Here is a 22,958-nt window from a genome sequence, read left to right on the forward strand (position 1 = left end):
CCGTGTGACGGAGGCCGCTGTGCCGCCTCGTAGGATGTGGGGCGCACAAAGGCGCCCATGAGGAGGACGGTTCGATGCCGATCGCAACCCCCGAGGTCTACGCGGAGATGCTCGACCGGGCCAAGGCGAACGAGTTCGCCTACCCGGCGATCAACGTGACCTCGTCGGAAACCCTCAACGCCGCGCTGCGGGGCTTCGCCGAAGCCGAGAGTGACGGGATCATCCAGGTTTCCACCGGTGGCGCCGAGTTCCTCTCCGGCACCAAGGTCAAGGACATGGTCACCGGCGCCTCGGCCCTGGCCGAGTTCGCGCACGTGGTGGCCGCGAAGTACCCGGTGAACATCGCGCTGCACACCGACCACTGCCCCAAGGACAAGCTGGACGGGTTCGTCCGGCCGCTGATCGCGATCTCCGAGGAGCGGGTGGCCAGGGGCGAGAATCCGCTGTTCCAGTCGCACATGTGGGACGGCTCGGCGGTGCCGATGGAGGAGAACCTGGTCATCGCCACCGAACTGCTGGACCGCGCGGCCAAGGCCAAGATCATTCTTGAGATCGAGGTCGGTGTGGTCGGCGGCGAGGAGGACGGCGTCGACAACGAGATCAACGACAAGCTCTACACCTCGCCAGAGGACTACCTGCAGACCGTGGAGGCCCTCGGCGTCGGCGAGCGCGGCCGCTACCTGCTGGCCGCGACCTTCGGCAACGTGCACGGCGTCTACAAGCCGGGCAACGTGAAGCTGCGTCCGGAGATCCTCAAGCAGGGCCAGGACGTGGTGTCGGAGAAGCTCGGCCTGCCCGCCGGGTCCAAGCCCTTCGACCTGGTCTTCCACGGCGGCTCCGGCTCGCTGCTGGAGGAGATCCACCAGGCGGTGACCTTCGGTGTGATCAAGATGAACATCGACACCGACACCCAGTACGCCTTCACCCGGCCGATCGCCGCGCACATGTTCAGCAACTACGACGGTGTGCTCAAGATCGACGGCGAGGTCGGCAACAAGAAGGTCTACGACCCGCGCAGCTACCTCAAGGCAGCGGAGCAGGGCATGGCCGCGCGCATCGCGCACGCCTGCGAGAACCTGAAGTCCGCCGGCCGCATGATCGCGGGCTGAGCGCGATGACCCAGTTCGGCAACCTCTTCGGCGGCCCGCCCGACACCCTGCTGCCGGAGCGGCCCGGTCCGCAGTCGGCACTGGACAGCGGCAAGGACCCCTCCGAGGTGGCGCGGGAGTTCCCGGACTTCAGCGCCGCCTGGGCCGCGCTGGCCGAGCGGGCGCTGGCCGCCGGTGACCCGGTCACCGGCTACGCCTACGCCCGCACCGGCTACCACCGCGGTCTCGACCAGCTCCGCCGCGCTGGCTGGAAGGGCCACGGCCCGGTGCCGTGGTCGCACGCGCCCAACCAGGGCTTCCTGCGGGCGCTGGCCGCGCTGGCCAGGTCCGCCGGTGAGATCGGCGAGACCGAGGAGCACGAGCGCTGCGCCTCCTTCCTCGCCGACTCCGACCCGGCCGCGCCCGCCGCGACCGGTCTGGCCTGAGCTGATCTGACGGAGCGACCCGTGCCCGGCAACGACTACGCGTTCCACACCCGCTGGTCGGTGCCGGGCCGGGTGGCCGAGGTCGCCGACGTGCTCTTCGATCCGGAGGACCTGGTCCGCTGGTGGCCGTCGGTGTACATGGACGTCCGCCGCGCCGCCGAGGGCGACGAGCGCGGCATCGGCTCCGCCTTCGACCTCTACACCAAGGGCTGGCTGCCCTACACGCTGCGCTGGCGGATGCGGGTGGTCAGCCACGACCAGGGCACCACCTCCACCTTCACCGCCGAGGGCGACCTCAGCGGCGAGGGCGTGTGGCGGCTGAGCCAGGACGGCGACCGGGTCGAGGTCGACTTCGACTGGCGGGTCCGCGCGGACAAACCGCTGTTACGCCTGGGCTCGCCGGTGTTCAAGCCGGTGTTCTCGGCCAATCACAACTGGGCCATGGCCAAGGGCCTGCGCAGCCTGGAACTCGAACTGGCCCGCCGTTCCGCGGCCAGCCCGGCCGAACGGGAGGCCGTGCCGCCCCCGCCGGGCCGGTCCGCGAGCACCCCGCTGCTGGCCGGACTCGCCGCCGCCGCACTCCTGGCGTTCGCCTTCCGCCGCAGGAGGCAGACTTAGCCGCGTGCACCGGGTACGCGAGGAGCTGAGCCGACGACTGCTGCGGCTGCGGCGCACCGCGTTGCCGATCCTGCACAGCGCGATCAGCGCCGGGATCGCCTGGCTGATCGCGGCGGATCTCATCGGGCACGCCCGCCCGTTCTTCGCCCCGATCGCCGCGGTGATCTGCCTCGGCGTCTCCCTCGGCCAGCGGTTGCGGCGGGTGGCCGAGCTGGTGGCCGGGGTGAGCATCGGCATTGGCGTCGGCGACCTGCTGATCCTGCAGATCGGGTCCGGCACCTGGCAGATCATGCTGGTGGTGGCACTGGCGCTGATCACGGCGGTGCTGCTGGACAGCGGCACCGTCATCGCCATGCAGGCCGGATCCTCGGCGGTGCTGGTCGCCACCTTGCTGCCACCGGGTGATTCCGGCGGTCTGGACCGGATGGTCGACGCTCTGATCGGCGGCCTGGTCGCGCTCGCGGTGGCCGCCCTGCTGCCGGCCAACCCGCTGACCGTGGCGCACCGCCAGGGCAAGGTGCTGCTCGGTGAGCTGGCCGCCGCGCTGCGTGCGGTGGCCGGGGCGGTGACCGGGCGGGACCCGGGCAAGGCGGCCGCGGCGCTGAGCCGGGCGCGCAAGACCACCAAGGCGTTCGAGGACTTCCGCACCGCGCTGGACACCGGCGCGGAGATCGCCCGGATCGCGCCGATCCGCTGGCGCCGCCGGGCCGACCTGGACAACTACCTGGCCGCCGCGGTCCCGCTGGACCACGCCATGCGCAACACCAGGGTGCTCATCCGGCGTGCGCTGGCCGCGTTGCGGGACGGCGAGCCCGCGCCGGCCGAGCTGCCCGCGGTGCTGACCAAGCTCGCCGACGCGGTGGACCTGCTGCGGGCCGAGCTGGCCGCCGGTGACGAGCCCCTCGCGGCCCGCCAGCTGGCCCTGGAGGCGGCGAAGGAGGCCAGCGTGGCCCTGATCGGCGAAGGCGGGTTCTCGGTGCGCGTGGTGGTCGCTCAGCTGCGTTCGCTGGCCGTCGACCTGCTCCAGGCCACCGGCGTCAGCCGGGACGACGCGATCGCCGCGCTGCCGCCGCTCTAACCGATCGGGCGATTCAACACCGCCGCCAGCGTGCGGTGCAGCGGCTCGTGGTCCTTGGCGTCGTGCAGGTGGGTGCCGCCGCCGGTGAGCTTGTACCACTCCTCGGCGCCCTCGTAGGTGACCAGCGTTGTCACCTCGCCTGCCGGATCGCAGCGGGTCAGCAGCTCGAGATCACCGGTGATCACGCCGACGTCGTCGGTCATCACGCCACCGGGCCCGGCCTTGAACAAGGTCCGCAGTTCCTCCACGACACACCCTCCCTGGGTCGCTCCTCGCGGCAACCTAGCGCCAACCGCGGCACTCGGCCATCCGCGAGGAGCGGGGTACCCAGGGGATCACGGGCGAATCAGCAGCTGCTGAGCATGCCGCTCAGCGCGCCCTTCTCCGCCGCGGTCACGGTCAGGCCCCAGGCGTGCTTGGCGCCGGTCCACATCCGGGCGTAGGTGCAGTGGTAGGAGCCCAGCGGCGGCTTCCACAGGTCAGGGGTCTTGTCCCCCTTGGCCTGGTTGACGTTGTCGGTCACCGCGATGAGCTGGGAGTTGGTCAGGTCGTTGGCGAACTGCTGGCGCTTGGCCGTGGTCCAGTTCGCCGCGCCGGAGCGCCAGGCCGCGGCCAGCGGCACGATGTGGTCGATGTCCACATCACTGGCCGCGGTCCAGGTCGCGCCGTCGTACGGGCTGTGCCAGGAGCCCGAGGTGGCCGCGCAGCTCGCGTTGACCTGCACGTTGCGCCCGTCCCGCTTGAGCACGGTCTCCCGGGTGTTGCAGGCGCCGGAGATGGTGATCCAGTGCGGGAACTTCTCCCGCGAGTAGCCGGTCATCGAACCGGCCGGGGCCACGGTCAGGCCGTTGAGCTGGGTTCGGGCGGTGCTCGCGCTCGGGATGTTCGGCGGTTCCGCGTTGGCAGGGGCGGACAGACCGAGCGAGACAGCCGCGGTGATCAGCAGGGTGGTGAGCAGGGCCCTGATGGGGCGTGCGCCGTTCACTCCAACCTCCAGGTGGTGGGGGTGATCACGTCTACGACATGACCGTCACCCACTGGAGTGACTTGCGCAACACGAAAAGGTGACAGCCGGATGGCTCCCCGCTGTCGGCCGGATGTCAGCCCGCGCGGACCAGCCGCAGGTCAGCGGTATGGCGGTACCAGGTCCACTTCTCCATCAGGCGGGCATGAGGGACGCCATCCCGGAGCACCGTGGCCGGCTCGCAGGCCAGCTGCAGCGCGCGACCGGGCTGCACGATCGTGCGTCGCCCGAACAGGCCCCGCCGGCGCACCCGCACCAGCAGGCCCTCGCCGCCGGCCGGATCCGGGCCCACCGCCAGCCGGGTCGCCGCGCCCTTGAGCACGTGCACGTCGTCGCAGTAGGCCGAGCCCTTCACCGGACTGATCTCGCCGTGCCCGAGCAGCACCCCGCCCACGTCGTCGCGCAGCAGCGGCACGCCCACCGGACCAGCGCCCAGCGCGACCCGCCAGGCCGCGCCCAACTCGGTCGGCAGACCCCACAATCGGGCGATCCGGCTACCCGGATCGGTCGGCAGGTAGCCCAGCGTGACCTCGCCGAGCCGGTCCTGGCGGAGCACCCGCAGCACCACCGCGGCGAGATCCGCGTCACTCCCGCGCACCAGCAGCCGAGCACCGTCCAGCTCGGCCAGCAGGGGATCTACCACGTCTTTTGCCGGTAAAGCCGGTCCCGAACGCAGTGAGATACCCTCACGTTCGGTCAACGTTTGCAACTCTGCGTCGACGTCATCGTTTCCGCAGGACAGGGCTAGTACACGCACGTTCCGCTCCTGGTTTAACCTCAACCACCGGCATCAGCCTGTCAGAAGCCGGACCTCGGGGAGTTTCCAATGCCTGCCATCGTCCTGATCGGCGCCCAGTGGGGCGATGAAGGCAAGGGCAAGGCCACCGACCTGCTCGGTGAGCGCGTCCAATGGGTCGTCCGATACCAGGGCGGCAACAACGCGGGTCACACCGTGGTGCTGCCCGACGGCCAGGACTTCGCCCTGCACCTCATCCCCTCGGGCATCCTCACCCCTGGTGTCACCAACGTCATCGGCAACGGTGTCGTGGTCGACCCTGGTGTGCTGCTGGAGGAGCTGTCCGGGCTGGAGGACCGCAAGGTCGACACCTCCGGCCTGCTGATCTCCGCGGACGCGCACCTGATCATGCCGTACCACGTGGCCATCGACCGGGTGACCGAGCGCTACCTGGGCAAGGCCAAGATCGGCACCACCGGCCGCGGCATCGGCCCGGCCTACCAGGACAAGCTGGCCCGCGTCGGCGTCCGGGTGCAGGACCTGCTGGATGAGAAGATCCTGCGGCAGAAGGTCGAGGCCGCGCTGGACTTCAAGAACCAGGTGCTGGTCAAGGTCTACAACCGGCGCGGCCTGGACGCGAACCAGGTGGTGGACAGCGTGCTGGAGCACGGCGCCAAGTTCGCCCACCGCATCGCCGACACCCGCCTGCTGCTCAACCAGGCCCTGGAACGCGGCGAGACGGTGCTGCTGGAGGGCTCGCAGGGCACCCTGCTCGACGTCGACCACGGCACCTACCCGTTCGTCACCTCCTCGAACCCGACCTCCGGCGGCGCCGCGGTCGGCTCGGGCATCGGCCCCACCCGGATCACCACGGTGATCGGCATCCTCAAGGCCTACACCACCCGCGTGGGCTCCGGTCCGTTCCCGACCGAGCTGCACGACGAGATGGGCGAGCGGCTGCGCAAGACCGGCGGCGAGTTCGGCGTGACCACCGGCCGCTCCCGGCGCACCGGCTGGTTCGACGCGGTGATCGCCCGCTACGCCGCCAGGGTCAACGGCATCACCGACTACTTCCTGACCAAGCTGGACGTGCTCTCCGGGCACGACACCATCCCGGTCTGCGTGGCCTACGAGGTCGACGGCCAGCGGGTGGACGAGATGCCGATGACCCAGACCGACGTGCACCACGCCAAGCCGGTCTACGAGGAGCTGCCCGGCTGGTTCGAGGACATCAGCCACTGCCGCACCTTCGAGGAGCTGCCAGCCAACGCACGGTCCTATGTGGAGCGTCTGGAGGAACTCTCCGGCGCCCGCATGTCGGCCATCGGCGTCGGCCCCGGCCGCGACCAGACCATCGTGCGGCACGAGATGACCCCCTGAGCAAACAATCCCGGACACTGGGAGCCTGACCGCCCGCCGTTGACATGATCACGGCTGGGCGGTCAGGCTCTTTTTCATGACCCAGCGCACGGAGCTTGTTGCGCGGCTGCACGTCGACCTGCGACGGCACGCCAGCGCCCTCTGTTGTAGCTGAGCTTTTCCCTCCCGCGCTGCCTGACGGCCTTCGCCGTCCGCTTTCGCCTGCCCTTGTTCTCCCCGCGTCCGGGAGCCCCTTCATGTCTATGTCCACTGTGGACAAAACGCGGCCACGCCGTTGGCTGAGCCCGGTGGCGATCGTGCTGCTGTGGCAGCTGGCCAGCACGACCGGTCTGCTGCCACCGGACAAACTCGCCGCCCCGCTGACCGTGCTGAGTTCCGCGGTCGAACTCGTGGTCAGCGGTGAGCTGCTGACCGCCTTCGCCGTGTCCCTGCAACGGGTTGTGCTCGGCTTCGCCATCGGGCTGTTTGCCGGGCTGGGCCTCGGTCTGCTCGCCGGGTTGTCCCGGTGGGGGGACGCGCTGCTGGACCCGCCGGTGCAGATGCTGCGCACCCTGCCCTTCCTCGGGTTGATCCCGTTGCTGATCCTGTGGTTCGGCATCGGCGAGGCGCCCAAGATCGCGCTGGTCGCGCTCGGCGTGACCTTCCCGATCTACCTCAACACGCACGCCGGGATCCGCGGCGTGGACCGGCGGCTGATCGAGGCCACCACGGTGCTCGGCTACACCGGCTGGGAGCGGATCCAGCACGTGGTGCTGCCCTCGGCGCTGCCGCAGACCATGGTCGGGCTGCGCCAGGGGCTGAGCGTGGCCTGGCTGTCGCTGGTGATCGGCGAGCAGGTCAACGCCGAGGCCGGCCTCGGCTACCTGATCAACAACGCCAGGGAGTTCCTGCGCACCGACGTGATCGTGGTGGGGCTGCTGGTCTACGCGTTGCTCGGCCTGGGCACCGACGCGCTGGTGCGGGCACTGGAGAGGAGGGCATTGGCATGGCGGCACAGCGTGACCACGGTGCACTGACCGTTCGCGGGCTGCGGAAGGTCTTCGGCGAGCGGGTGGTGCTGGACGATCTCGACCTGGACATCGAGCCGGGGGAGTTCGTGGGACTGTTGGGGCGCAGCGGTTCCGGCAAGTCCACCCTGCTGCGGGTGCTGGCCGGACTGGACACCGGCTACACCGGCGAGGCCGGCGTGCCGGGCACGGTGTCGGTGGCCTTCCAGGAACCGCGGCTGCTGCCCTGGCGCAAGGTCGGGCAGAACGTCTCCCTCGGGCTGCGCCGTCCGGACGCGGCCGCGGTGGCCGCCAAGGCACTGGCCGAGGTCGGGCTCACCGGGCACGCCGACGCGTGGCCGCTGACCCTCTCCGGCGGTGAGGCGCAACGGGTTTCGCTGGCCCGCGCGCTGGTCCGGGAACCGGAGCTGCTGTTGCTGGACGAGCCCTTCGGCGCGCTGGACGCGCTGACCCGGCTGGCCATGCACCGCCTGGTGCGGGAGTTGTGGCTGGCGCACCGGCCCTCGGTGCTGCTGGTCACCCACGACATCGACGAGGCGCTGCGCCTGGCCGACCGGATCCTGGTGCTCGCCGATGGTCGCATCATCGCCGAGCACCGGACCGAGGGCGCCGACCTCGCACACCTGCGCGAGCTGGTGCTCGCCGACCTGGGAGTGATCGATCATGAACTGGCGCGATGACTGGCTGACCCTGTTGCGGGACAAGCGAACCCGGCTGGCCGGGGTGCTCGTCTCGGCCCTGCTGCTCAGCGGGTGCTCGCCGGGTGCGGCCGAACCCGGCGAGCTGGTGCTCAAGGTCGGCGACCAGAAGGGCAACTCGCAGTCGCTGCTGAGCGCGGCCGGACTGCTCAAGGACCTGCCGTACAAGCTCGAGTGGTCCACCTTCACCAGCGGTCCGCCGTTGCTGGAGGCGGCCTCGGCCAGTGCCATCGACCTCGGCGGGGTCGGCAACACCCCGCCGATCTTCGCCGCCGCGGCCAACGCGAAGATCACCGTGGTGGCCGCGGCCCAGGGTGATGCCAGCAGCGACGCCATCCTGGTGCCGGACGGATCCCCGCTGACCGACGCGGGTTCGTTGCGCGGCAAGCAGATCGCGGTGGCCAAGGGCAGTTCCGCGCACGGCTCGCTGCTGCTCGTGCTGCAGCGCGCCGGACTCCGGCTCAGCGATGTGAAACCGGTGTTCCTGGCCCCGGCCGAGGCGTACGCGGCCTTCACCCAGAAGCGGGTGGACGCCTGGGCGGTCTGGGATCCTTACACCTCCCAGGCGCTGCTGGAGGCCAAGGCGCGGGTGCTGGTGGACGGCGCGGGCGTGGCCAACGGTTACAGCTTCCAGGTGGCCAGCCGGTCCGCGCTCACCGACAGCCGCAAGACCGGCGCGATCAAGGACTACCTGTCCCGGCTGGCCAAGGCACAGCGCTGGTCGGACGCGCACCGCCCGGAACGCGCGAAGACCTGGGCCGAGGAGACCGGGCTGTCGCTGCCGGTGGCCACCGCCGCGGTGGAGCGCGGGGTGGACCTGTACGTGCCGCTGGACGCCGGGGTGATCAGGTCCGAGCAGGAGCTGGCGGATGCCTTCACCACGGCGAAGGTGTTGCCCGGCAAGGTGAACTTCGCCGAGTTCGTGGACACCCGGTTCGACGCCGACATCCAGACCGCGCTGAAATGAGGAGGCCGGCATGAGCGTCGCACTGCACTGGTTCCTGCCCACCGCGGGCGACGGCCGCACCGTGCTGGACCGTTTCCACAACGCCACCGACGGCGGCACGCCCGCGCACCGGCCACCCGATATCGACTACCTGGCCCAGATCGCGCACGCCGCGGAGAAGCTTGGCTTCACCGGCGTGCTCACCCCGACCGGCACCTGGTGCGAGGACGCCTGGCTGACCACGGCCGCGTTGATCCGGGAGACCCGCAGGCTGAAGTTCCTGGTCGCCTTCCGGCCCGGCGTGCTCTCCCCGACGCTGGCCGCGCAGATGGCCGCGACCTACCAGCGCATCTCCGGCGGGCGGCTGCTGCTCAACGTGGTCACCGGCGGGGACACCGTGGAACAGCGCCGGTTCGGCGATTGGCTGGACCACGACGAGCGCTACGCCCGCACGGATGAATTCCTGGCCCTGGTGCGCGCGATCTGGGACGGCAAGCCGGTGGATCACGCGGGTTCCTTCTACCGCACCGAGGGCGCCACCCTGCTGGCCCCGCCGGACCCACTGCCGACCGTCTACTTCGGCGGGTCCTCCGCGGCCGCGCTGCCGGTGGCGGCCAAGCGCGCCGACGTCTACCTGACCTGGGGCGAGCCTCCGGCGGCGGTGGCGGAGAAGATCGGCCGGGTGCGCGAACTCGCTGCGGCGCAAGGCCGGGAGCTGAGGTTCGGCATCCGGTTGCACACCATCACCCGGGACTCCGCCAAGGACGCCTGGGCCGAGGCCCAGCGACTGCTCGACGCACTCGATCCGGCGGCGGTGGCCAAGGCGCAGCAACACCTTTCCGCCAGTCAGTCGGTCGGGCAGCAGCGGATGGTGGCCCTGCACAACGGAAACCGGGACGGCCTGGAGATCGCGCCCAACCTGTGGGCCGGGATCGGCCTGGTCCGCGGCGGCGCGGGCACCGCGCTGGTGGGCAGCCACCGCGAGGTCGCCGACCGGATCGAGGAGTACCACGCGCTGGGCGTGTCCGAGTTCATCCTGTCCGGCTACCCGCATCTGGAGGAGGCCTACTGGTTCGGCGAAGGGGTCCGCCCCGAACTCGCCGCCCGTGGACTGCTCGCCCAAGAGTGGGACTGAGCCGGGGGTGAGGAAAAAACAGCGGCGCCGCTCGGCCTGGTGAACCGAGCGGCGCCGCTGTCGTTGCTCAGCGCTTGAACGTGCTGCGCGCCTCGATCGCGGTGTCCGGGTTGTCGGCGAACACGCCGTCCACCCCGGCCTTGAAATACGCCTCGTACTCGGCGAAAGCGTTGCCGTGCACCGAGGGCGCCCCCGGCAGCCGCATGTTCGTCGGCAGGAAGTTGTTCTCGCTGCGGAAGGTGTACGGGTGCACCTTCAGGCCGGCCTTGTGCGCCTCCGGCACCAGCTGGGTCGGCGCGGTCAGGTTCCCGTCCGCACCGCGCGGGATCACCATCTCCTTGTACGGCCCGATGCCCGCGGCGTACCCGGAGATCTCCTTGAGGCCCTTGGGCGTCACCAGGTCGGCGTAGGTGCGCTTGTCCCCGGACGCGATGAAGTCATACGGCGCGCCCGCGGAGTCCAGCAGCTGGATCAGCGGCACCCGCAGCTCACGGCTGAGCGCCTTGAGGTTGCCCACCTCGAAGGACTGCACGAACACCTTGGCGGAGCGGTGGTTCAGCCCGTTCTTGGTCAGCGTGCGGACCAGCGCGGGCTCCAGCGGGAGCTTGATCGTGCGGAAGTAGGTGGGGTGCTTGGTCTCCGGGTACACCCCGATGTCCCGCCGCAGCTCCAGGGACAGCCGGGCGCGCAGGTCCAGCACCTCCTGGAAGGTGGGCACCTGGAACCGGCCGTCGTAGATCACGTTGTTCGGCCGGAACTGCGGGATGCGCTCCTTGGCCCGCAGCGTCTTCAGCTCGGCCAGGGTGAAGTCCTCGGTGAACCAGCCGGTCAGGCTGGTGCCGTCGATCACCTTGGTCGCCTTGCGCGCGGCGAACTCCGGGCGCGCGGCCACGTCGGTGGTGCCGCTGATCTCGTTCTCGTGCCGGGCCACCAGCACGCCGTCCTTGGTCGAGACCAGGTCCGGCTCGATGTAGTCCGCGCCCATCCGAGCGGCCAGCTCGTAGGAGGCCAGGGTGTGCTCGGGGCGGTAGCCCGAAGCCCCGCGGTGGCCCACCACCAGCAACTTCTCCGGCTTCTTGCCGAATGACAGGTCGATGTTCACCTCCAGGGCGGTGGCAGGGGCGGCTGCCAGGGTGCTGCTGCCCAACATGGCGAGCGCCATGACGGCGACGCCGGCGAGCCGAAGTGCCCGTAACGGATGAGACATCGTGCTGACCTCCTCGTTCAGTAAGGGCCACCTTCACCCGGGATGGCGTCGTGCGGGCCACCGTAGGGCCAACCCCGGTGAACCGCGTGGTGAACGCCAGGTATTTCAGCCCGCGGCAACTTGTGTCTTCAATTGTGACCTCCGGCACAGGTAGCGTCCCGAGGGTGACCGCGGTCGATGAGCTGGTGGCCGAACAGGACGAGGAACGCCCGTCCCGGCGGCTGAGCAGGCGGTGGGACCTCGGTATCGCGGTGGCGACCTTCGCGATCGCGCTCCTGGTGCTGCGCCAGGTGTTCTTCCCGTTCAGCGCGGGCAGCCAGTTCTACCTGATCGTCTTCCTCGGGCTGACCCTGCCGCTGGTCTTCCTGGTCTACCGCCCTGCGCTGAAACGACGAACCGGCGCGGACGACCCGCATCCGGTGGACTGGGTGCTGGCCGCGTTGTCCCTGGCCACCGGGCTCTACCCGGTGGTCACCGGCTTCAACGGCTTCCTGGACCGGCAGGGCTCACTGTCCACGATGGACGTCATCGCGGGCGCGGTGCTGCTGGTGCTGATCCTGGAGGCCACCCGGCGCACCACCGGCCTGGTGCTGCCCGCGGTCTGCCTGCTCTTCCTCGCGCACGCCTACTACGGCGGATTCCTGCCGCCGGGCTGGCTGATCGCGCACTCCGGCATCGACTTCGAGCAGATCGTCAACGCCCTCTACAACGACGCCAGCGGCTTCTACGGCACCCCGCTGGACGTGGCCGCCACCTACATCGTGCTGTTCACCATCTACGGCGCGATGCTGGACGTCTCCGGCGCGGGCAAGTTCTTCGTCGACATCAGCTTCGCCAGCTTCAAGAACTCGCCCACCGCACCCGGCCGCACCACCGCGCTCTCGGGCTTCCTGCTCGGCACCGTCTCCGGTTCGGGCACCGCGACCACGGTCAGCCTGGGCGCGGTCACCTGGCCGATCCTGCGCAAGGCCGGCTATCCCAAGGAGAACGCGGGCGGGCTGCTGGCCGCCTCCGGGATCGGCGCGATCCTGTCCCCGCCCACCCTGGGCGCGGCCGCGTTCATCATCGCCGAATACCTGCGGGTGCCCTACCTGGACGTGCTGCTGTGGGCCTGCCTGCCCACGGTGCTCTACTACCTGGGCATCGTGCTCGCGGTGGAGGCCGACGCCCGCCGCTTCGGCGCCAAGGCGGTCGAGGTGGACACGCCCAGCCCGTGGCGGCTGCTGCTCACCGGCGGCTACCACTTCGCCTCGCTGGGCGTCATCGTGCTGTTCCTGGCCCTGGGCATCCCGGCCTTCTCCGCGGTGGTCTACGCCACCGGACTGGCCGCGCTGTTCGCGCTCGTCCAGCGGGTTCTGTCCAAACAGGACGGTTGGCCGCGGAGCTGGGCGCTGGACATGTTCACCGCGCTGTCCACCGGGGTGCGCAGCGCGCTGCCGGTGATCGCGGTCTGCGCGGCGGCCGGGGTGATCACCTCCACCATCACCAAGACCGGCCTCGGCCAGGAACTCTCCTCCGGACTGGTCTCCGCGGCCCGGTTCCTCACCGGCAACCCCACCCTGGTGCTGCTGCTGACCGTGCTGTTCGCCGCGATCGCGGTCAGCATCCTCGGCCTGGCGGTGCCGGTGACCGCCTCGTTCATCATCGCCTGGGTGGTGCTCGGCCCGGCCCTGGCCGAACTCGGCGTCTCCGACCCGGCGCGGGCGATGTTCCTGTTCTACTACGCGGTGCTCTCCGAGGTGACCCCGCCGACCGCGCTGGCCTCGGTGGCCGCGGCCGCGATCACCGGTGGCTCGGTGATGCGCACCATGTGGCAGACCTGGAAATACACCCTGCCCGCCTTCCTGGTGCCGATCGCCTTCGTGCTCACCGAATCAGGCACCGCGTTGCTGTTGCAGCGGTCCTGGGTCGAGGTGCTGTGGGTGTTCGGGGTGTCCGTGCTCGGCGTGGCCGCACTGGCGATCAGCACCGGCGGCTGGCTGTTCGGCCCGGCGCGCTGGCCGGAACGCGCGCTGTGCGTGCTGGCCGCGCTGCTCCTGCTCTACCTGCAGCCGTGGACGATCACCGCCGGTCTCGTGGTGTTCGCGGCGGCGGTGGTGCTGCATGTCGTGACGCGCAAACGCGAACCTGTGGGGACAACATGAGGGAAGCACCGATGCGATTAACCAGAGTTCTCGCCGCCGTCGCCGCACTGAGCCTGCTCGCCGCGGGCTGTGGCGGCAAACAACGGGACACCCCGGCGACCAACGCCAGCGCCGCGCCGTGCGAGGCCAGCGAAGGCCGGGTCACCCTGGCCACCGGCAACGCGGGCGGCGTGTACTACGTGCTCGGCGGCGGCCTGGCCCAGGTGATCAGCGGCAACAGCAAGCTCAAAGCCACCGCCGCGGAGACCGGAGCCTCGGTGCAGAACATCCAGCAACTCGTCGCGGGCGACTACGACATCGCCTTCTCCCTGGCCGACACCGCCGCGGACGCGGTGGCCGGCCGGGACTCCTTCAACGGCAAGCCGCAGAAGGTGCAGGCGCTGACCCGGATCCACCTCAACTACGTGCACGTGGTGGTGCGCGCGGGCGCCGGCATCAACTCGATCACCGACATGCGTGGCAAGCGGATCTCCACCGGCTCGCCGCGCTCGGGCACCGAGGTGATCGCCAACCGGCTGCTGCAGGCGGCCGGACTGAACCCGGACAGCGATGTGCAGGCCCAGCGACTGGACCTGACCAAGACCGTGGACGGTATGAAGGACGGCACCATCGACGGCCTGGTCTGGGTCGGCGGCCTGCCCACCGCGCAGATCACCGACCTCACCACCACGTTGAAGGACCGGGCCAAATTCGTCGACGTGACCGGTTTGCTGGGCAAGCTCAAGCAGATCAACCCGGTCTACGACCAGGCCAAGATCCCGGCGGCCACCTACCGCACCCCGGCCGAGGTGCCCACCGTGGTGATCCCGAACGTGCTGCTGGTGCGCGAGGACTTCCCGGCAGGCAATGCCTGCGCGATCACCAAGCTGATCTATGACAAGAAGGACGACCTGGCCAAGGTGCACCCGGCGGCCAAGGACATCGACGTGCACAAGGCGACCGTGATCGACCCGATCCCGATGCACCCCGGCGCGTCGAAGGCCCTGGAGTCACTGCGCTGATCCTTCTGGGCAGCTAGGAAATGGTTCCGGCCAGATGCGGGCGGCCGTCCTTGGCCGCCCGCAGGTCGAACGCCCAGCCCGCGCCGATGTGTTCGGTGCGGAAGGCGACCTTGCCGGGCAACAGGATCGGCAGCTTGAAGCTCACCTCGGCGGTGTAGACATCGGGCAGCCGGCCCTCGAACGCGGCCAGGCAGCGGGCCTTGCTCCACATGCCGTGCGCGATGTGCCGGGGGAAGCCGAACAGCTTGGCGCTCAACGGGTACAGGTGGATCGGGTTGCTGTCGCCGGAGACCTTGGCGTAGCGCCGCCCGATGTCCTTGGGCACCCGCCACAACGCGGCTGGCTCGGGCAGCTCCGGCGTGTCCGGCCGAGATTCCTTGCCCCCACTGGACTTCTCCCGGCGCAGGTAGGTGCTGACCTCCCGCCAGACCACCTCCTCGCCCACCGACGCCTCGCTGACCACCTCGAACTGACGGCCCCGGTCGTGCGCACCCAGGTTCTGCGCCCACACCCGCAGATCCAGCGGTTCCCCGGCCCGCACCGGCCGCAGCTGGTGGATCCGGTTGCCGATGTGCACCAGCCCGACCAGCGGGAACGGGAACCCGGGTGCGGTCATCAGCTTGACCGCCATCGGGAAGGCGAGGATGTGCGGATAGGTCACCGGCAACGTGTCGGTGAGGCCGAACCCGCACACCCGGCTGTACTGGGCCAGCTGCGCCCGGTCCACTTCCACCGCGCGGCGCAGGTACCCGGTGCCCGGTAACTCCTTGCCACTGCGGGTGAATCCGGTCAGCACGGCCTTGGGGTAGAGCAGCCCGAGACCGGGCGCGCTGTCCAGTTCCTGAACCTCCACTGTGGACATCTCAGGCTCCGAGCAGGCTCTGGCCGCAGACCCGCACCACGTTCCCGGTCACCCCGCCCGCACCCGGGCCGGCGAACCACGCGATGGTCTCGGCGACGTCGATCGGCAGTCCGCCCTGGGCCAGGCTGTTCATCCGGCGGCCCGCTTCCCTGGTGAACAACGGGATCGCGGAGGTCAGCCGGGTCTCGATGAACCCGGGCGCGACCGCGTTGACCGTGATGCCACGCTCGCGCAGCGCCGGGGCCAGCGCCTGCACCACGCCGATCACCCCGGCCTTGGAGGTGGAGTAGTTGGTCTGGCCGAAGTTGCCCGCGACCCCGCTGATCGAGGACAGTCCGATCAGCCGTCCGCCATCGTGGATCACGTTGTCCCGCAACAGCACCTCATTGATCCGCTCCTGCGCGGAGAGGTTGACGTCAAGTGCTGAGTCCCAGCGCGCGTCGTCCATCCGGCCCAGCGTCTTGTCCCTGGTGATACCCGCGTTGTGCACCACGATGTCCACCCCGCCGTGCCGCTCACTCAGATGCGCGGCCAGCGTCGCGGGGGCCTCCGCGCTGGTGATGTCGAGCTGGACGGTGGTGCCGCTGACCCGGTTGGCCACCTTGGACAGGTCCTCGCCCGCGGCCGGGATGTCCAGGCACACCACGTGCGCGCCGTCCCTGGCCAGCACCTCGGCAATGGACTCGCCGATCCCGCGCGCGGCCCCGGTGACCAGCGCGACCTTGCCGGCCAGTGGCTTGTCCCAGTCGGCGGGCTCGACCACCGGCGCGGCCCCGACCCGGACCACCTGCCCGGAGACGTAGGCGGAGCGGGCGGAAAGGAAGAACCGCAGCGTGGCGGCCAGATTGCCCTCGGCGCCGGGGGCCACGTAGACCAGCTGTGCGGTCCCGCCGCGCTGGACCTCCTTGCCCACCGCGCGGGTGAAGCCCTCCAGCGCGCGCTGCGCCACCGACTGCCGCGGCGAATCGACCAGTTCAGGGGGAGTGCCCAGCACGATCACCCGGCCGTTGCCGCCGAGTTGGCGGATCACCGGGTGGAAGAACCGGTACAGCTCACGCAGGTCCTCGCTGCGCTCGATGCCGGTGGCGTCGAAGACCAGCGCGCCGTAGCGCTGCTCGGGATCGGCCTCGGCCGCACTGGTCAGCACGGTGGCCTCGACCGCCTTGAGCAGATCCAGCACCGCCTCGCCGAGCCGCCCCTTGGGCGCCGAGCCGAACAGCACCGGCCCCGCCACCACGGGCTGGCCCGGCTGGTACCGGCGCAGCTTGGCGGGATTGGGCAGGCCGAGCCGTTTGACCAGCGTGCGGCCCACCGCGGAGCGCGCCAGCTTCTGGTACCGATCGGTCATGTGACACTCCCTACTCGCCAGTAAGGCTACTCGTCAGTAGGTTATCCTCGCTAGGCTAGCAGCCAGAGATCCCGGCGAGGAGGCGCGATGTCCGCGAGCACGCGACGAGTGGCGGTCCTGGGTGGCAACCGGATCCCCTTCGCCCGATCCAACGGCCCCTACGCCAGGGCATCCAACCAGGACATGCTCACCGCCGCGCTGGACGGCCTGGTCAGCCGGTTCGGCCTGCAGGGCGAGCGGCTGGGCGAGGTGGTCGCGGGCGCGGTGCTCAAGCACAGCCGGGACTTCAACCTGACCAGGGAGACCGTGCTGGGCAGCAGACTCGCCCCGGAAACCCCCGCCTACGACGTGCAACAGGCCTGCGGCACCGGCCTGGAGGCGGCCATCCTGGTGGCCAACAAGATCGCGCTCGGGCAGATCGAGGTCGGCGTGGCCGGCGGCGTGGACACCACCAGCGACGCCCCGATCGGCGTCAACGAGGACTTCCGCCAGGTGCTGCTCGACCTCAACCGGGCCAAGAGCCTCGGTAAGCGGCTGCGCCTGCTGACCAGGCTGCGCCCGACGCACATCGTCCTGGACATCCCGCGCAACGGCGAACCACGCACCGGCCTGTCCATGGGCGACCACGCGGCGATCACCGCCAAGGAGTGGGAGATCAGCCGCGAGGCGCAGGACGAGCTGACCGTGGCCAGTCACCAGAACCTGGCCCGCGCCTACGACTCCGGCTTCTTCGACGACCTGCTCACCCCGTTCCAGGGCCTGGAACGCGACCAGAACCTGCGCGCCGACTCCAGCCTGGAGAAGCTGGCCAAGCTCAAGCCGGTCTTCGGCAAGGGCGAGGATGCCACCATGACCGCGGCCAACTCCACCCCGCTCTCCGACGGCGCCAGCACGGTGCTGCTGGCGAGCGAGGAATGGGCGGCCGCACACCGGCTGACCCCGCTGGCCTACCTCACCCAGTGCGAGACCGCCGCGGTCGACTTCGTGCACGGCGGCGAGGGCCTGCTGATGGCCCCGGCCTACGCGGTCCCCCGGATGCTCGCCCGCGCCGGCCTCACCCTGCAGGACTTCGACTACTACGAGATCCACGAGGCATTCGCCTCCCAGGTCCTGGCCACCCTCAAAGCCTGGACCGACCCCGCCTTCTGCAAGGAGAAGCTCGGCCTGGACGCCCCGCTCGGCGAGATCGACCGGGCCAGGCTCAACGTCAACGGCTCCTCACTGGCCGCGGGCCACCCCTTCGCCGCCACCGGCGGCCGGATCGTGGCCACCCTGGCCAAACTGCTGGCCCGCAAGGGATCCGGCCGCGGCCTGATCTCCATCTGCGCCGCAGGCGGCCAGGGCGTCACCGCCATCCTGGAGCGATGACGCTCTGCTGATTGTCTGTCGCTGTCCGTAAGATGCCCTGGTGGCGGCAAACCTACCCCTGGTCAACTTCCCGGACTTCCGGCAGTACACGCAGGCCCGAGAGGAAGCGAACACCGCGATCATGGGCCTGCTCGTCGGCGCCAAGATCGCTGCCAACTTCCTGAGCCTGACCGACGGCTCCAAGCACCTGCTGCCCACGATCTTTCCCGCTGTCGAGCACGTTGGCCGCTTCAACTTGACCTCTGCGGCGGCGAGGGACGTGCTGATTCAGGCTGACCAGCACCTGGGCATGATGGCCGTCCCGTACGCGCTTGCCCTGCACGAGGACCTCCTGCGTTCCTGCATCACCCTCGCCGGAGGCACAGCACCCCAGTCCGTCAAGCATCTGCACCGCGCCCTGGAGACCTGCACCGGCGGCACCTTCCGAGCCGACCCGCTGGCCCAGTTCCACGTGTTGCGGGAGATGCGCAACTCCGTCATCCACAACGGTGGCGTGATTGATCAGCGCGTCCCGGATTGCGCGGGTGCCTTGTCCCCGATGGCCGCGGCGGACTGGAAGAGGATTGTCGGCCGTTCCCCGGTGAACCTGGCCGTGGGCGTGCGGATCGAGCTTGGGGTAGGGGAGATGTTCATGGCCTTGGCGACAACGAAGAACGTGGCCAAGGACGCCAATCGGATGTTGACCGCGGCTTTGCCCAGTGCACGGTGGGCGCAGCTGATCGTGGCGGACTACCTCGCACATGGGCCACCGGCCAAGAACGCGGCGGAACGACACCGGAAGCTACGTGGCTGGGCGAGGTTCCATTACACGGCCACGGGTGTGTCCGAGACGGAGCTGGTCACGGCGGCACACGCCGCTGGCCTGCACGTCTGACTCCTTCCGTCCCCCAAACCACAGGTGTATCGTGAGCAGCGGAACGTGGGAGACCCAGGTGCGAGTCCTGGCCCGGCCTAGCCGGTGTAGCTCAACGAGCAGAGCCCCCGTTTTTAGCGAGAAGGGCCGGTCGAAGGACCGGCCCTCTCCATTTCTCCCGCTTAGTCGAGCAACGACCACGACGTGGTGCAGCGGGCGCTGACCACCACCGCCTGCGGTTCCAGGTTCAGCGACTGCACGCTGGGCAGCCGGTCGGCCTCCATGGCGAACCCGGCCGCCCTGGCCATCGGCGCGTAATGCTGATCGTCGCCGTCGCTGATCCGCAGCAACGTGCCCAGTCGCACGCCGAGCGCCTCGGCGTAGCCCTCGGCCCGGCGGCGCGCGTCGGCGACCGCGAGCACCTGGGCCTCGCGCGCCGCCTCGGCCTGATCGCTCAGTTCCCAGTCCGGGCCGTTGAGCGCGGTCGGTTCCTGGCCGATCAGCGCGGCTACCAGCGTCTCCAGCGAAGCCTGGTCGGCGGCCCGCAGCTGGTACTGCTGCTCGGCGTGCACCCCGGCCTGTTCGCCCTTGTCACCGCTCCAGTACGGGTGCACCGAGACCCGCCGGGAGCGCACCTCGACGCCGTCCTGGGTCAGCAGTGGTTCGACCCGCTCGATCCGCTTGCCGAGCAGGCGGACCGCCTCGGCGCGCTCGGTGGCGGTCACCGCGAAGGTCACCCACAACTGAGCCCGATCGGCGATCCGCTCGACTTCTCCGGTCCCCTTCGTCACAACTTCAGCCACGCCGCCCAGCCAACTCGCCCGGAGCCCGCCCCGCAACGATTCCGGCGTATACCAATATCTAGCCTTTTCGTAAGAAAGCGCTAGATCAGGGTAGGCGGTAGTGCATCCGGCACACCGCGGCCTGGCTGCGGCCGCGTACCGCACGGGCGATGCCGCCGCCCTGACCGTTGAGCAGCAACCGGATCCACGCGCTGCGCGGCCGCAACTCGCCGATCAGCACCACCACCTGCCGGTCCGGCATGCCGCGCACGTAGGCCGCGATGGTCGCGCCGAGTCCGCCGCGGGACCGCTCCAGCAGCACCAGCGGCACCTCCGGATGCCAGGCGGTCCAGTCCGCGCCCAGCTCGCGCTGGCACTCCGCGGGCTGCCCGCCGCCGGCCACGTGCACCGCGATCACCTTGTGCCCCAAGGACAACGCGGTGCTCAGGCAGTGCGAGGTCAGCACCGACAGCCCGGCGACCGGCACCACCACCAGCGCCGCCTCCGGCCTGGGCAGCTCGGGCAGCGAACCCAGGCCGAGTTGCCGCCCGAGCACCGCGTAGGCCCGGTGCACCCGGCGCAGCGCGAACACCAGCAGCGGCAGCACCAGCACCACCAGCCAGGCGCCCTCGGTGAACTTCACGATCGTCACCACCACCGCGGCCACCGTGCTCAGCACCGCGCCCACCAGGTTGAGCCACAGCCGCCAACCGCGTTCGCCGCGGGTGCGCCAGTGCCGCACCATCCCGGTCTGGCACAGCGCGAACCCGACGAAGACACCGATGGTGAACATCGGCACCAGCACGTCGAGCTGCCCGCCGGAACCGATGATCAGCGCCGCGGCCAGTCCGGCCAGCACCAGCACGCCGATCCGGTGCACCAGCCGGTCCGCACGCAGCCCGAAGGCGTGCGGCAGGTAATGGTCGGCGGCCAGCCGGGCGGCCAGCACCGGCAGGCCGCCGAAGGAGGTGTTGGCCGACAGGGCCAGCAGCAGCACCGTGGTGAACTGCACGACCAGGAAGATCGCGCCGTCCCCGACCGCGCCTTCCACCAGCAGCGACAGCACCGTGCGGCCCTCGACCGGGCGCAGGTCGAACAGCTCGACCAGGGCGGCCAGGCCCAGCAGCATCACCCCGAGCAGCAGGCCGAGCAGGGTCTGCGCGCGAGCGGCGTGGCGCGGGCGCGGGCTGCGGAAGGACGGGGTGGCGTTGGCGATCGCCTCGATCCCGGTCAGCGAGGCGCAGCCGTTGGCGAAGGCGGACAACACCAGCAGCACGCCGACGGCCGCGGTGGTCTGGGCGGGCGCGGGGTCGGGCAACGGGTTCAGCGGCGCGCCGCGCAGCAGGCCGATGCCGATCACCACCAGCACCGCGAGCACGAACAACGCGGTCGGCGCGGTGAAAGCGCGGGCGCTGCTGGCCACCCCGCGCAGGTTCACCAGGGTGACCAGCACCAGCACGGCCAGGCACAGCTCGGTGGTCCAGGGCAGCAGGCCGGGCACCGCCGAGGTCAGCGCGGCCACCCCGGCCGCGGTGGCCACCGCCGCGTTGAGCACGTAGTCCACGATCAGCGAGGCCGCCGCGACCAGCCCGGCCCGCTCACCCAGGTTGCGCCGGGCCACCGTGTACGCGCCGCCGCCGTCCGGATAGGCGTGCACCACCTGCCGGTACGCGGCCACCAGCACCACCAGCAGCAGCACGATCGCCACGGTCACCGGCAACGTCCAGCCGATGCCGGCCGCCCCGGCCGCGGCCAGCGCCAGCACGATGGCCTGCGGGCCGTAGGAAACCGAGGCGAGCGCGTCCAGGCCGAGGGCGGCGACGCCGGTGGTGGCGGTCAGCCGGTGCCGGTTCTCACCGGCCTCGGCGCGAGTCAGGGTCAGCACACGCCGCACTGTGCGGTGCCGGATCCACCGCGCCCGGCCACGTTGACGCGATCCTGAGCCCGGTCGGGCTGATCTTGACGCCGCCGACACGCGGACCGCTCTTTCTGCCGCCGTATCGGAGTGGACCTAGAAACGCCGATACGGTCCGATCGTGGACCCGGTGCGCAATCCCTTCGCCCCAGGGGCAGGCCAGCGGCCGCCCGAACTCGCCGGCCGGGACCGGGAGGTCGGCGCGTTCGAGGTGGTCCTGGAACGCATCGCCAGGGGCCGCCCGGAACGCAGCCTGGTGCTGACCGGACTGCGCGGGGTGGGCAAGACCGTGCTGCTCGGCGAACTGCGCTCGATGGCCATCCGGCGCGGCTGGGGCGCGGGCAAGATCGAGGCCCGGCCGGACTCCGGGCTGCGCAGGCCGTTGTCGGCCGCCCTGCACCGGGCCGTGCGCGAACTGGCGGTCCGGCATCGCGCGCCGGACCGGGTGGAGCAGGTGCTCGGCGTGCTCAAGGCCTTCGCGCTGCGGGCCACCCCGGAGGGCGCCAAGCTGCGGGACCGCTGGCAGCCCGGCATCGACGTGCCGGCGGCCAGCGGCCGGGCCGACTCCGGCGATATCGAGATCGACCTGGTGGAGCTGTTCACCGACGTGGCCGAGCTGGCCGCGGACGTGGGCACCGGGGTCGCGCTGCTCATCGACGAGATGCAGGACGTGCCGCCGGAGGACGTCTCGGCGCTGTGCGCGGCCTGCCACGAGCTGTCCCAGTCCGGCGCGCCGCTGGTGGTGGTCGGCGCCGGGCTGCCGCACCTGCCCGCGGTGCTCTCGGCCAGCAAGTCCTACTCCGAGCGGCTGTTCCGCTACGTCAAGATCGACCGGCTGGACCGGGCCGAGCACGACCGCGCGGTGACCGCGCCGATCGAACGCGAGGAAGCGGGCATCGCCCCGGCCGCGCTGGCCGCGTTGTTCGAGGCCAGCGGTGGTTACCCGTACTTTGTGCAGGCATACGCCAAGGCCGCCTGGGACGCCGCCCCCGGGGATCCGATCACCGCCGAGGACGTCGCGGTGGCCGAACCGGAGGCCGCGGGCGAGCTGGCGGTGGGCTTCTTCGGCTCCCGCTACGAGCGGGCCACCCCGGCCGAACGGGAGTACCTGCACGGGATGGCGGTGCTCAGCGAAGGCCGGGACGAGCCGGTCGGCACCGCTCACCTGGCCGAACACCTCGCGCGCAAGCCCTCCTCGCTGTCCCCGGCACGTGACTCTCTGATCAAGAAGGGCCTGGTCTACTCCGCCGAACGGGGCCGGATCGCCTTCACCGTGCCGCATTTCGGCCGCTTCCTGCTGACCGCCGGTGACTAGGTGAACA

The 22,958-nt window shown here is 70.5% G+C and carries 23 protein-coding genes; 15 read left to right on the plus strand and 8 right to left on the minus strand.

Going from position 1 to position 22,958, the window contains the following annotated elements; all coding sequences use genetic code 11:
• Window positions 1-74 precede the first annotated feature (74 nt).
• From fbaA to MZC64_RS00830, 4 genes are read left to right on the plus strand one after another with little or no spacing between them, the layout of a single operon-like run.
• Window positions 75-1,109, plus strand: coding sequence for a class II fructose-bisphosphate aldolase (gene fbaA / locus MZC64_RS00815; protein WP_247755159.1), 1,035 nt, complete (start codon window positions 75-77; stop codon window positions 1,107-1,109).
• 5 nt (window positions 1,110-1,114) lie between these two features.
• Window positions 1,115-1,534 carry a DUF3151 domain-containing protein gene (locus MZC64_RS00820; protein ID WP_247755160.1) on the plus strand — a complete coding sequence of 140 codons (420 nt, stop codon included), beginning with the start codon at window positions 1,115-1,117 and terminating at the stop codon, window positions 1,532-1,534.
• A gap of 21 nt (window positions 1,535-1,555) precedes the next feature.
• Window positions 1,556-2,152: an SRPBCC family protein gene (locus MZC64_RS00825; RefSeq protein WP_247755161.1), complete on the plus strand. Its 597-nt coding sequence runs from the start codon at window positions 1,556-1,558 to the stop codon at window positions 2,150-2,152.
• Window positions 2,153-2,156: 4 nt separating this feature from the next.
• Window positions 2,157-3,230 carry an aromatic acid exporter family protein gene (locus tag MZC64_RS00830; RefSeq protein ID WP_247755162.1) on the plus strand — a complete coding sequence of 358 codons (1,074 nt, stop codon included), beginning with the start codon at window positions 2,157-2,159 and terminating at the stop codon, window positions 3,228-3,230.
• Here the strand turns inward: MZC64_RS00830 and MZC64_RS00835 are convergent.
• The 3 genes from MZC64_RS00835 to MZC64_RS00845 all read right to left on the minus strand — a co-directional run bounded on the left by MZC64_RS00835 (window position 3,227) and on the right by MZC64_RS00845 (window position 4,897).
• Window positions 3,227-3,478, minus strand: a complete 252-nt coding sequence (locus tag MZC64_RS00835) for a hypothetical protein (protein ID WP_247755163.1) — start codon at window positions 3,476-3,478, stop codon at window positions 3,227-3,229. The two genes, MZC64_RS00830 and MZC64_RS00835, sit on opposite strands and share 4 nt — an antisense overlap.
• Window positions 3,479-3,576: 98 nt before the next feature.
• Complete coding sequence (locus MZC64_RS00840; RefSeq protein WP_247755164.1) at window positions 3,577-4,215, minus strand: HNH endonuclease family protein; 639 nt, start codon at window positions 4,213-4,215, stop codon at window positions 3,577-3,579.
• Between the two features lie 115 nt (window positions 4,216-4,330).
• Window positions 4,331-4,897 carry a hypothetical protein gene (locus tag MZC64_RS00845; RefSeq protein WP_247755165.1) on the minus strand — a complete coding sequence of 189 codons (567 nt, stop codon included), beginning with the start codon at window positions 4,895-4,897 and terminating at the stop codon, window positions 4,331-4,333.
• 183 nt (window positions 4,898-5,080) lie between these two features.
• Between MZC64_RS00845 and MZC64_RS00850 the strand changes: the two genes are divergently transcribed.
• From MZC64_RS00850 to MZC64_RS00870, 6 genes are all read left to right on the plus strand, one after another.
• Window positions 5,081-6,370: an adenylosuccinate synthase gene (locus tag MZC64_RS00850; RefSeq protein ID WP_247755166.1), complete on the plus strand. Its 1,290-nt coding sequence runs from the start codon at window positions 5,081-5,083 to the stop codon at window positions 6,368-6,370.
• A 76-nt stretch (window positions 6,371-6,446) separates the two neighbouring features.
• A complete protein-coding gene (locus MZC64_RS49060; protein ID WP_374205632.1) occupies window positions 6,447-6,524 on the plus strand; it encodes a putative leader peptide in 78 nt (25 codons plus the stop codon).
• An 82-nt stretch (window positions 6,525-6,606) separates the two neighbouring features.
• Window positions 6,607-7,386: an ABC transporter permease gene (locus MZC64_RS00855; protein WP_247755167.1), complete on the plus strand. Its 780-nt coding sequence runs from the start codon at window positions 6,607-6,609 to the stop codon at window positions 7,384-7,386.
• Window positions 7,356-8,057, plus strand: a complete 702-nt coding sequence (locus MZC64_RS00860) for an ABC transporter ATP-binding protein (RefSeq protein ID WP_247755168.1) — start codon at window positions 7,356-7,358, stop codon at window positions 8,055-8,057. The genes MZC64_RS00855 and MZC64_RS00860 overlap by 31 nt, the downstream gene beginning before the upstream one ends.
• A complete protein-coding gene (locus MZC64_RS00865) occupies window positions 8,041-9,042 on the plus strand; it encodes an ABC transporter substrate-binding protein (RefSeq protein ID WP_247755169.1) in 1,002 nt (333 codons plus the stop codon). Before MZC64_RS00860 ends, MZC64_RS00865 begins: the two co-directional genes overlap by 17 nt.
• A 10-nt stretch (window positions 9,043-9,052) precedes the next feature.
• On the plus strand, window positions 9,053-10,156 hold the full coding sequence (locus MZC64_RS00870; protein ID WP_247755170.1) for an LLM class flavin-dependent oxidoreductase: 1,104 nt from the start codon (window positions 9,053-9,055) through the stop codon (window positions 10,154-10,156).
• A gap of 67 nt (window positions 10,157-10,223) precedes the next feature.
• On the opposite strand, the gene MZC64_RS00875 is transcribed toward MZC64_RS00870, so the two are convergent.
• Window positions 10,224-11,363 (minus strand): glycerophosphodiester phosphodiesterase, encoded by a 1,140-nt coding sequence (locus MZC64_RS00875; protein ID WP_247755171.1) that lies wholly within the window; start codon window positions 11,361-11,363, stop codon window positions 10,224-10,226.
• 164 nt (window positions 11,364-11,527) lie between these two features.
• Here MZC64_RS00875 and MZC64_RS00880 point away from each other — a divergent pair, with 164 nt between their 5' ends.
• On the plus strand, window positions 11,528-13,507 hold the full coding sequence (locus MZC64_RS00880; RefSeq protein WP_247755172.1) for a TRAP transporter fused permease subunit: 1,980 nt from the start codon (window positions 11,528-11,530) through the stop codon (window positions 13,505-13,507).
• A gap of 11 nt (window positions 13,508-13,518) precedes the next feature.
• On the plus strand, window positions 13,519-14,508 hold the full coding sequence (locus tag MZC64_RS00885; RefSeq protein WP_247755173.1) for a TAXI family TRAP transporter solute-binding subunit: 990 nt from the start codon (window positions 13,519-13,521) through the stop codon (window positions 14,506-14,508).
• A 13-nt stretch (window positions 14,509-14,521) separates the two neighbouring features.
• Here MZC64_RS00885 and MZC64_RS00890 read toward each other — a convergent pair whose 3' ends face one another.
• Window positions 14,522-15,361, minus strand: coding sequence for a MaoC/PaaZ C-terminal domain-containing protein (locus MZC64_RS00890; protein ID WP_247756184.1), 840 nt, complete (start codon window positions 15,359-15,361; stop codon window positions 14,522-14,524).
• Window positions 15,362-15,371: 10 nt separating this feature from the next.
• A complete protein-coding gene (locus MZC64_RS00895) occupies window positions 15,372-16,718 on the minus strand; it encodes a 3-oxoacyl-ACP reductase (protein ID WP_247755174.1) in 1,347 nt (448 codons plus the stop codon).
• 87 nt (window positions 16,719-16,805) lie between these two features.
• Here MZC64_RS00895 and MZC64_RS00900 point away from each other — a divergent pair, with 87 nt between their 5' ends.
• The gene (locus MZC64_RS00900; RefSeq protein WP_247755175.1) at window positions 16,806-18,086 is read left to right on the plus strand and encodes an acetyl-CoA C-acetyltransferase; all 1,281 of its coding nucleotides are present in this window, start codon (window positions 16,806-16,808) and stop codon (window positions 18,084-18,086) included.
• Window positions 18,087-18,207: 121 nt separating this feature from the next.
• Window positions 18,208-18,960, plus strand: a complete 753-nt coding sequence (locus MZC64_RS00905; RefSeq protein ID WP_247755176.1) for a hypothetical protein — start codon at window positions 18,208-18,210, stop codon at window positions 18,958-18,960.
• Between the two features lie 161 nt (window positions 18,961-19,121).
• On the opposite strand, the gene MZC64_RS00910 is transcribed toward MZC64_RS00905, so the two are convergent.
• Window positions 19,122-19,730 carry an SIMPL domain-containing protein gene (locus tag MZC64_RS00910; RefSeq protein WP_247755177.1) on the minus strand — a complete coding sequence of 203 codons (609 nt, stop codon included), beginning with the start codon at window positions 19,728-19,730 and terminating at the stop codon, window positions 19,122-19,124.
• 97 nt (window positions 19,731-19,827) lie between these two features.
• Complete coding sequence (locus MZC64_RS00915) at window positions 19,828-21,606, minus strand: amino acid permease (protein WP_247755178.1); 1,779 nt, start codon at window positions 21,604-21,606, stop codon at window positions 19,828-19,830.
• Between the two features lie 151 nt (window positions 21,607-21,757).
• Between MZC64_RS00915 and MZC64_RS00920 the strand changes: the two genes are divergently transcribed.
• On the plus strand, window positions 21,758-22,951 hold the full coding sequence (locus MZC64_RS00920) for an ATP-binding protein (RefSeq protein ID WP_247755179.1): 1,194 nt from the start codon (window positions 21,758-21,760) through the stop codon (window positions 22,949-22,951).
• Window positions 22,952-22,958 lie beyond the last annotated feature (7 nt).

Origin of the sequence: Crossiella sp. S99.2 (assembly GCF_023094165.1) — a bacterium.
GTDB lineage: Bacteria > Actinomycetota > Actinomycetes > Mycobacteriales > Pseudonocardiaceae > Crossiella.

Excerpts from the sequence above, each read along its gene's own strand:
- fbaA (WP_247755159.1), top strand. The coding sequence starts at position 75 with ATGCCGATCGCAACCCCCGAGGTCTACGCGGAGATGCTCGACCGGGCC.
- MZC64_RS00820 (WP_247755160.1), top strand. The coding sequence starts at position 1,115 with ATGACCCAGTTCGGCAACCTCTTCGGCGGCCCGCCCGACACCCTGCTG.
- MZC64_RS00850 (WP_247755166.1), top strand. The coding sequence starts at position 5,081 with ATGCCTGCCATCGTCCTGATCGGCGCCCAGTGGGGCGATGAAGGCAAG.
- MZC64_RS49060 (WP_374205632.1), top strand. The coding sequence starts at position 6,447 with ATGACCCAGCGCACGGAGCTTGTTGCGCGGCTGCACGTCGACCTGCGA.
- MZC64_RS00855 (WP_247755167.1), top strand. The coding sequence starts at position 6,607 with ATGTCTATGTCCACTGTGGACAAAACGCGGCCACGCCGTTGGCTGAGC.
- MZC64_RS00860 (WP_247755168.1), top strand. The coding sequence starts at position 7,356 with ATGGCGGCACAGCGTGACCACGGTGCACTGACCGTTCGCGGGCTGCGG.
- MZC64_RS00865 (WP_247755169.1), top strand. The coding sequence starts at position 8,041 with ATGAACTGGCGCGATGACTGGCTGACCCTGTTGCGGGACAAGCGAACC.
- MZC64_RS00870 (WP_247755170.1), top strand. The coding sequence starts at position 9,053 with ATGAGCGTCGCACTGCACTGGTTCCTGCCCACCGCGGGCGACGGCCGC.
- MZC64_RS00875 (WP_247755171.1), bottom strand. The coding sequence starts at position 11,363 with ATGTCTCATCCGTTACGGGCACTTCGGCTCGCCGGCGTCGCCGTCATG.
- MZC64_RS00885 (WP_247755173.1), top strand. The coding sequence starts at position 13,519 with ATGCGATTAACCAGAGTTCTCGCCGCCGTCGCCGCACTGAGCCTGCTC.
- MZC64_RS00895 (WP_247755174.1), bottom strand. The coding sequence starts at position 16,718 with ATGACCGATCGGTACCAGAAGCTGGCGCGCTCCGCGGTGGGCCGCACG.
- MZC64_RS00900 (WP_247755175.1), top strand. The coding sequence starts at position 16,806 with ATGTCCGCGAGCACGCGACGAGTGGCGGTCCTGGGTGGCAACCGGATC.
- MZC64_RS00905 (WP_247755176.1), top strand. The coding sequence starts at position 18,208 with ATGGGCCTGCTCGTCGGCGCCAAGATCGCTGCCAACTTCCTGAGCCTG.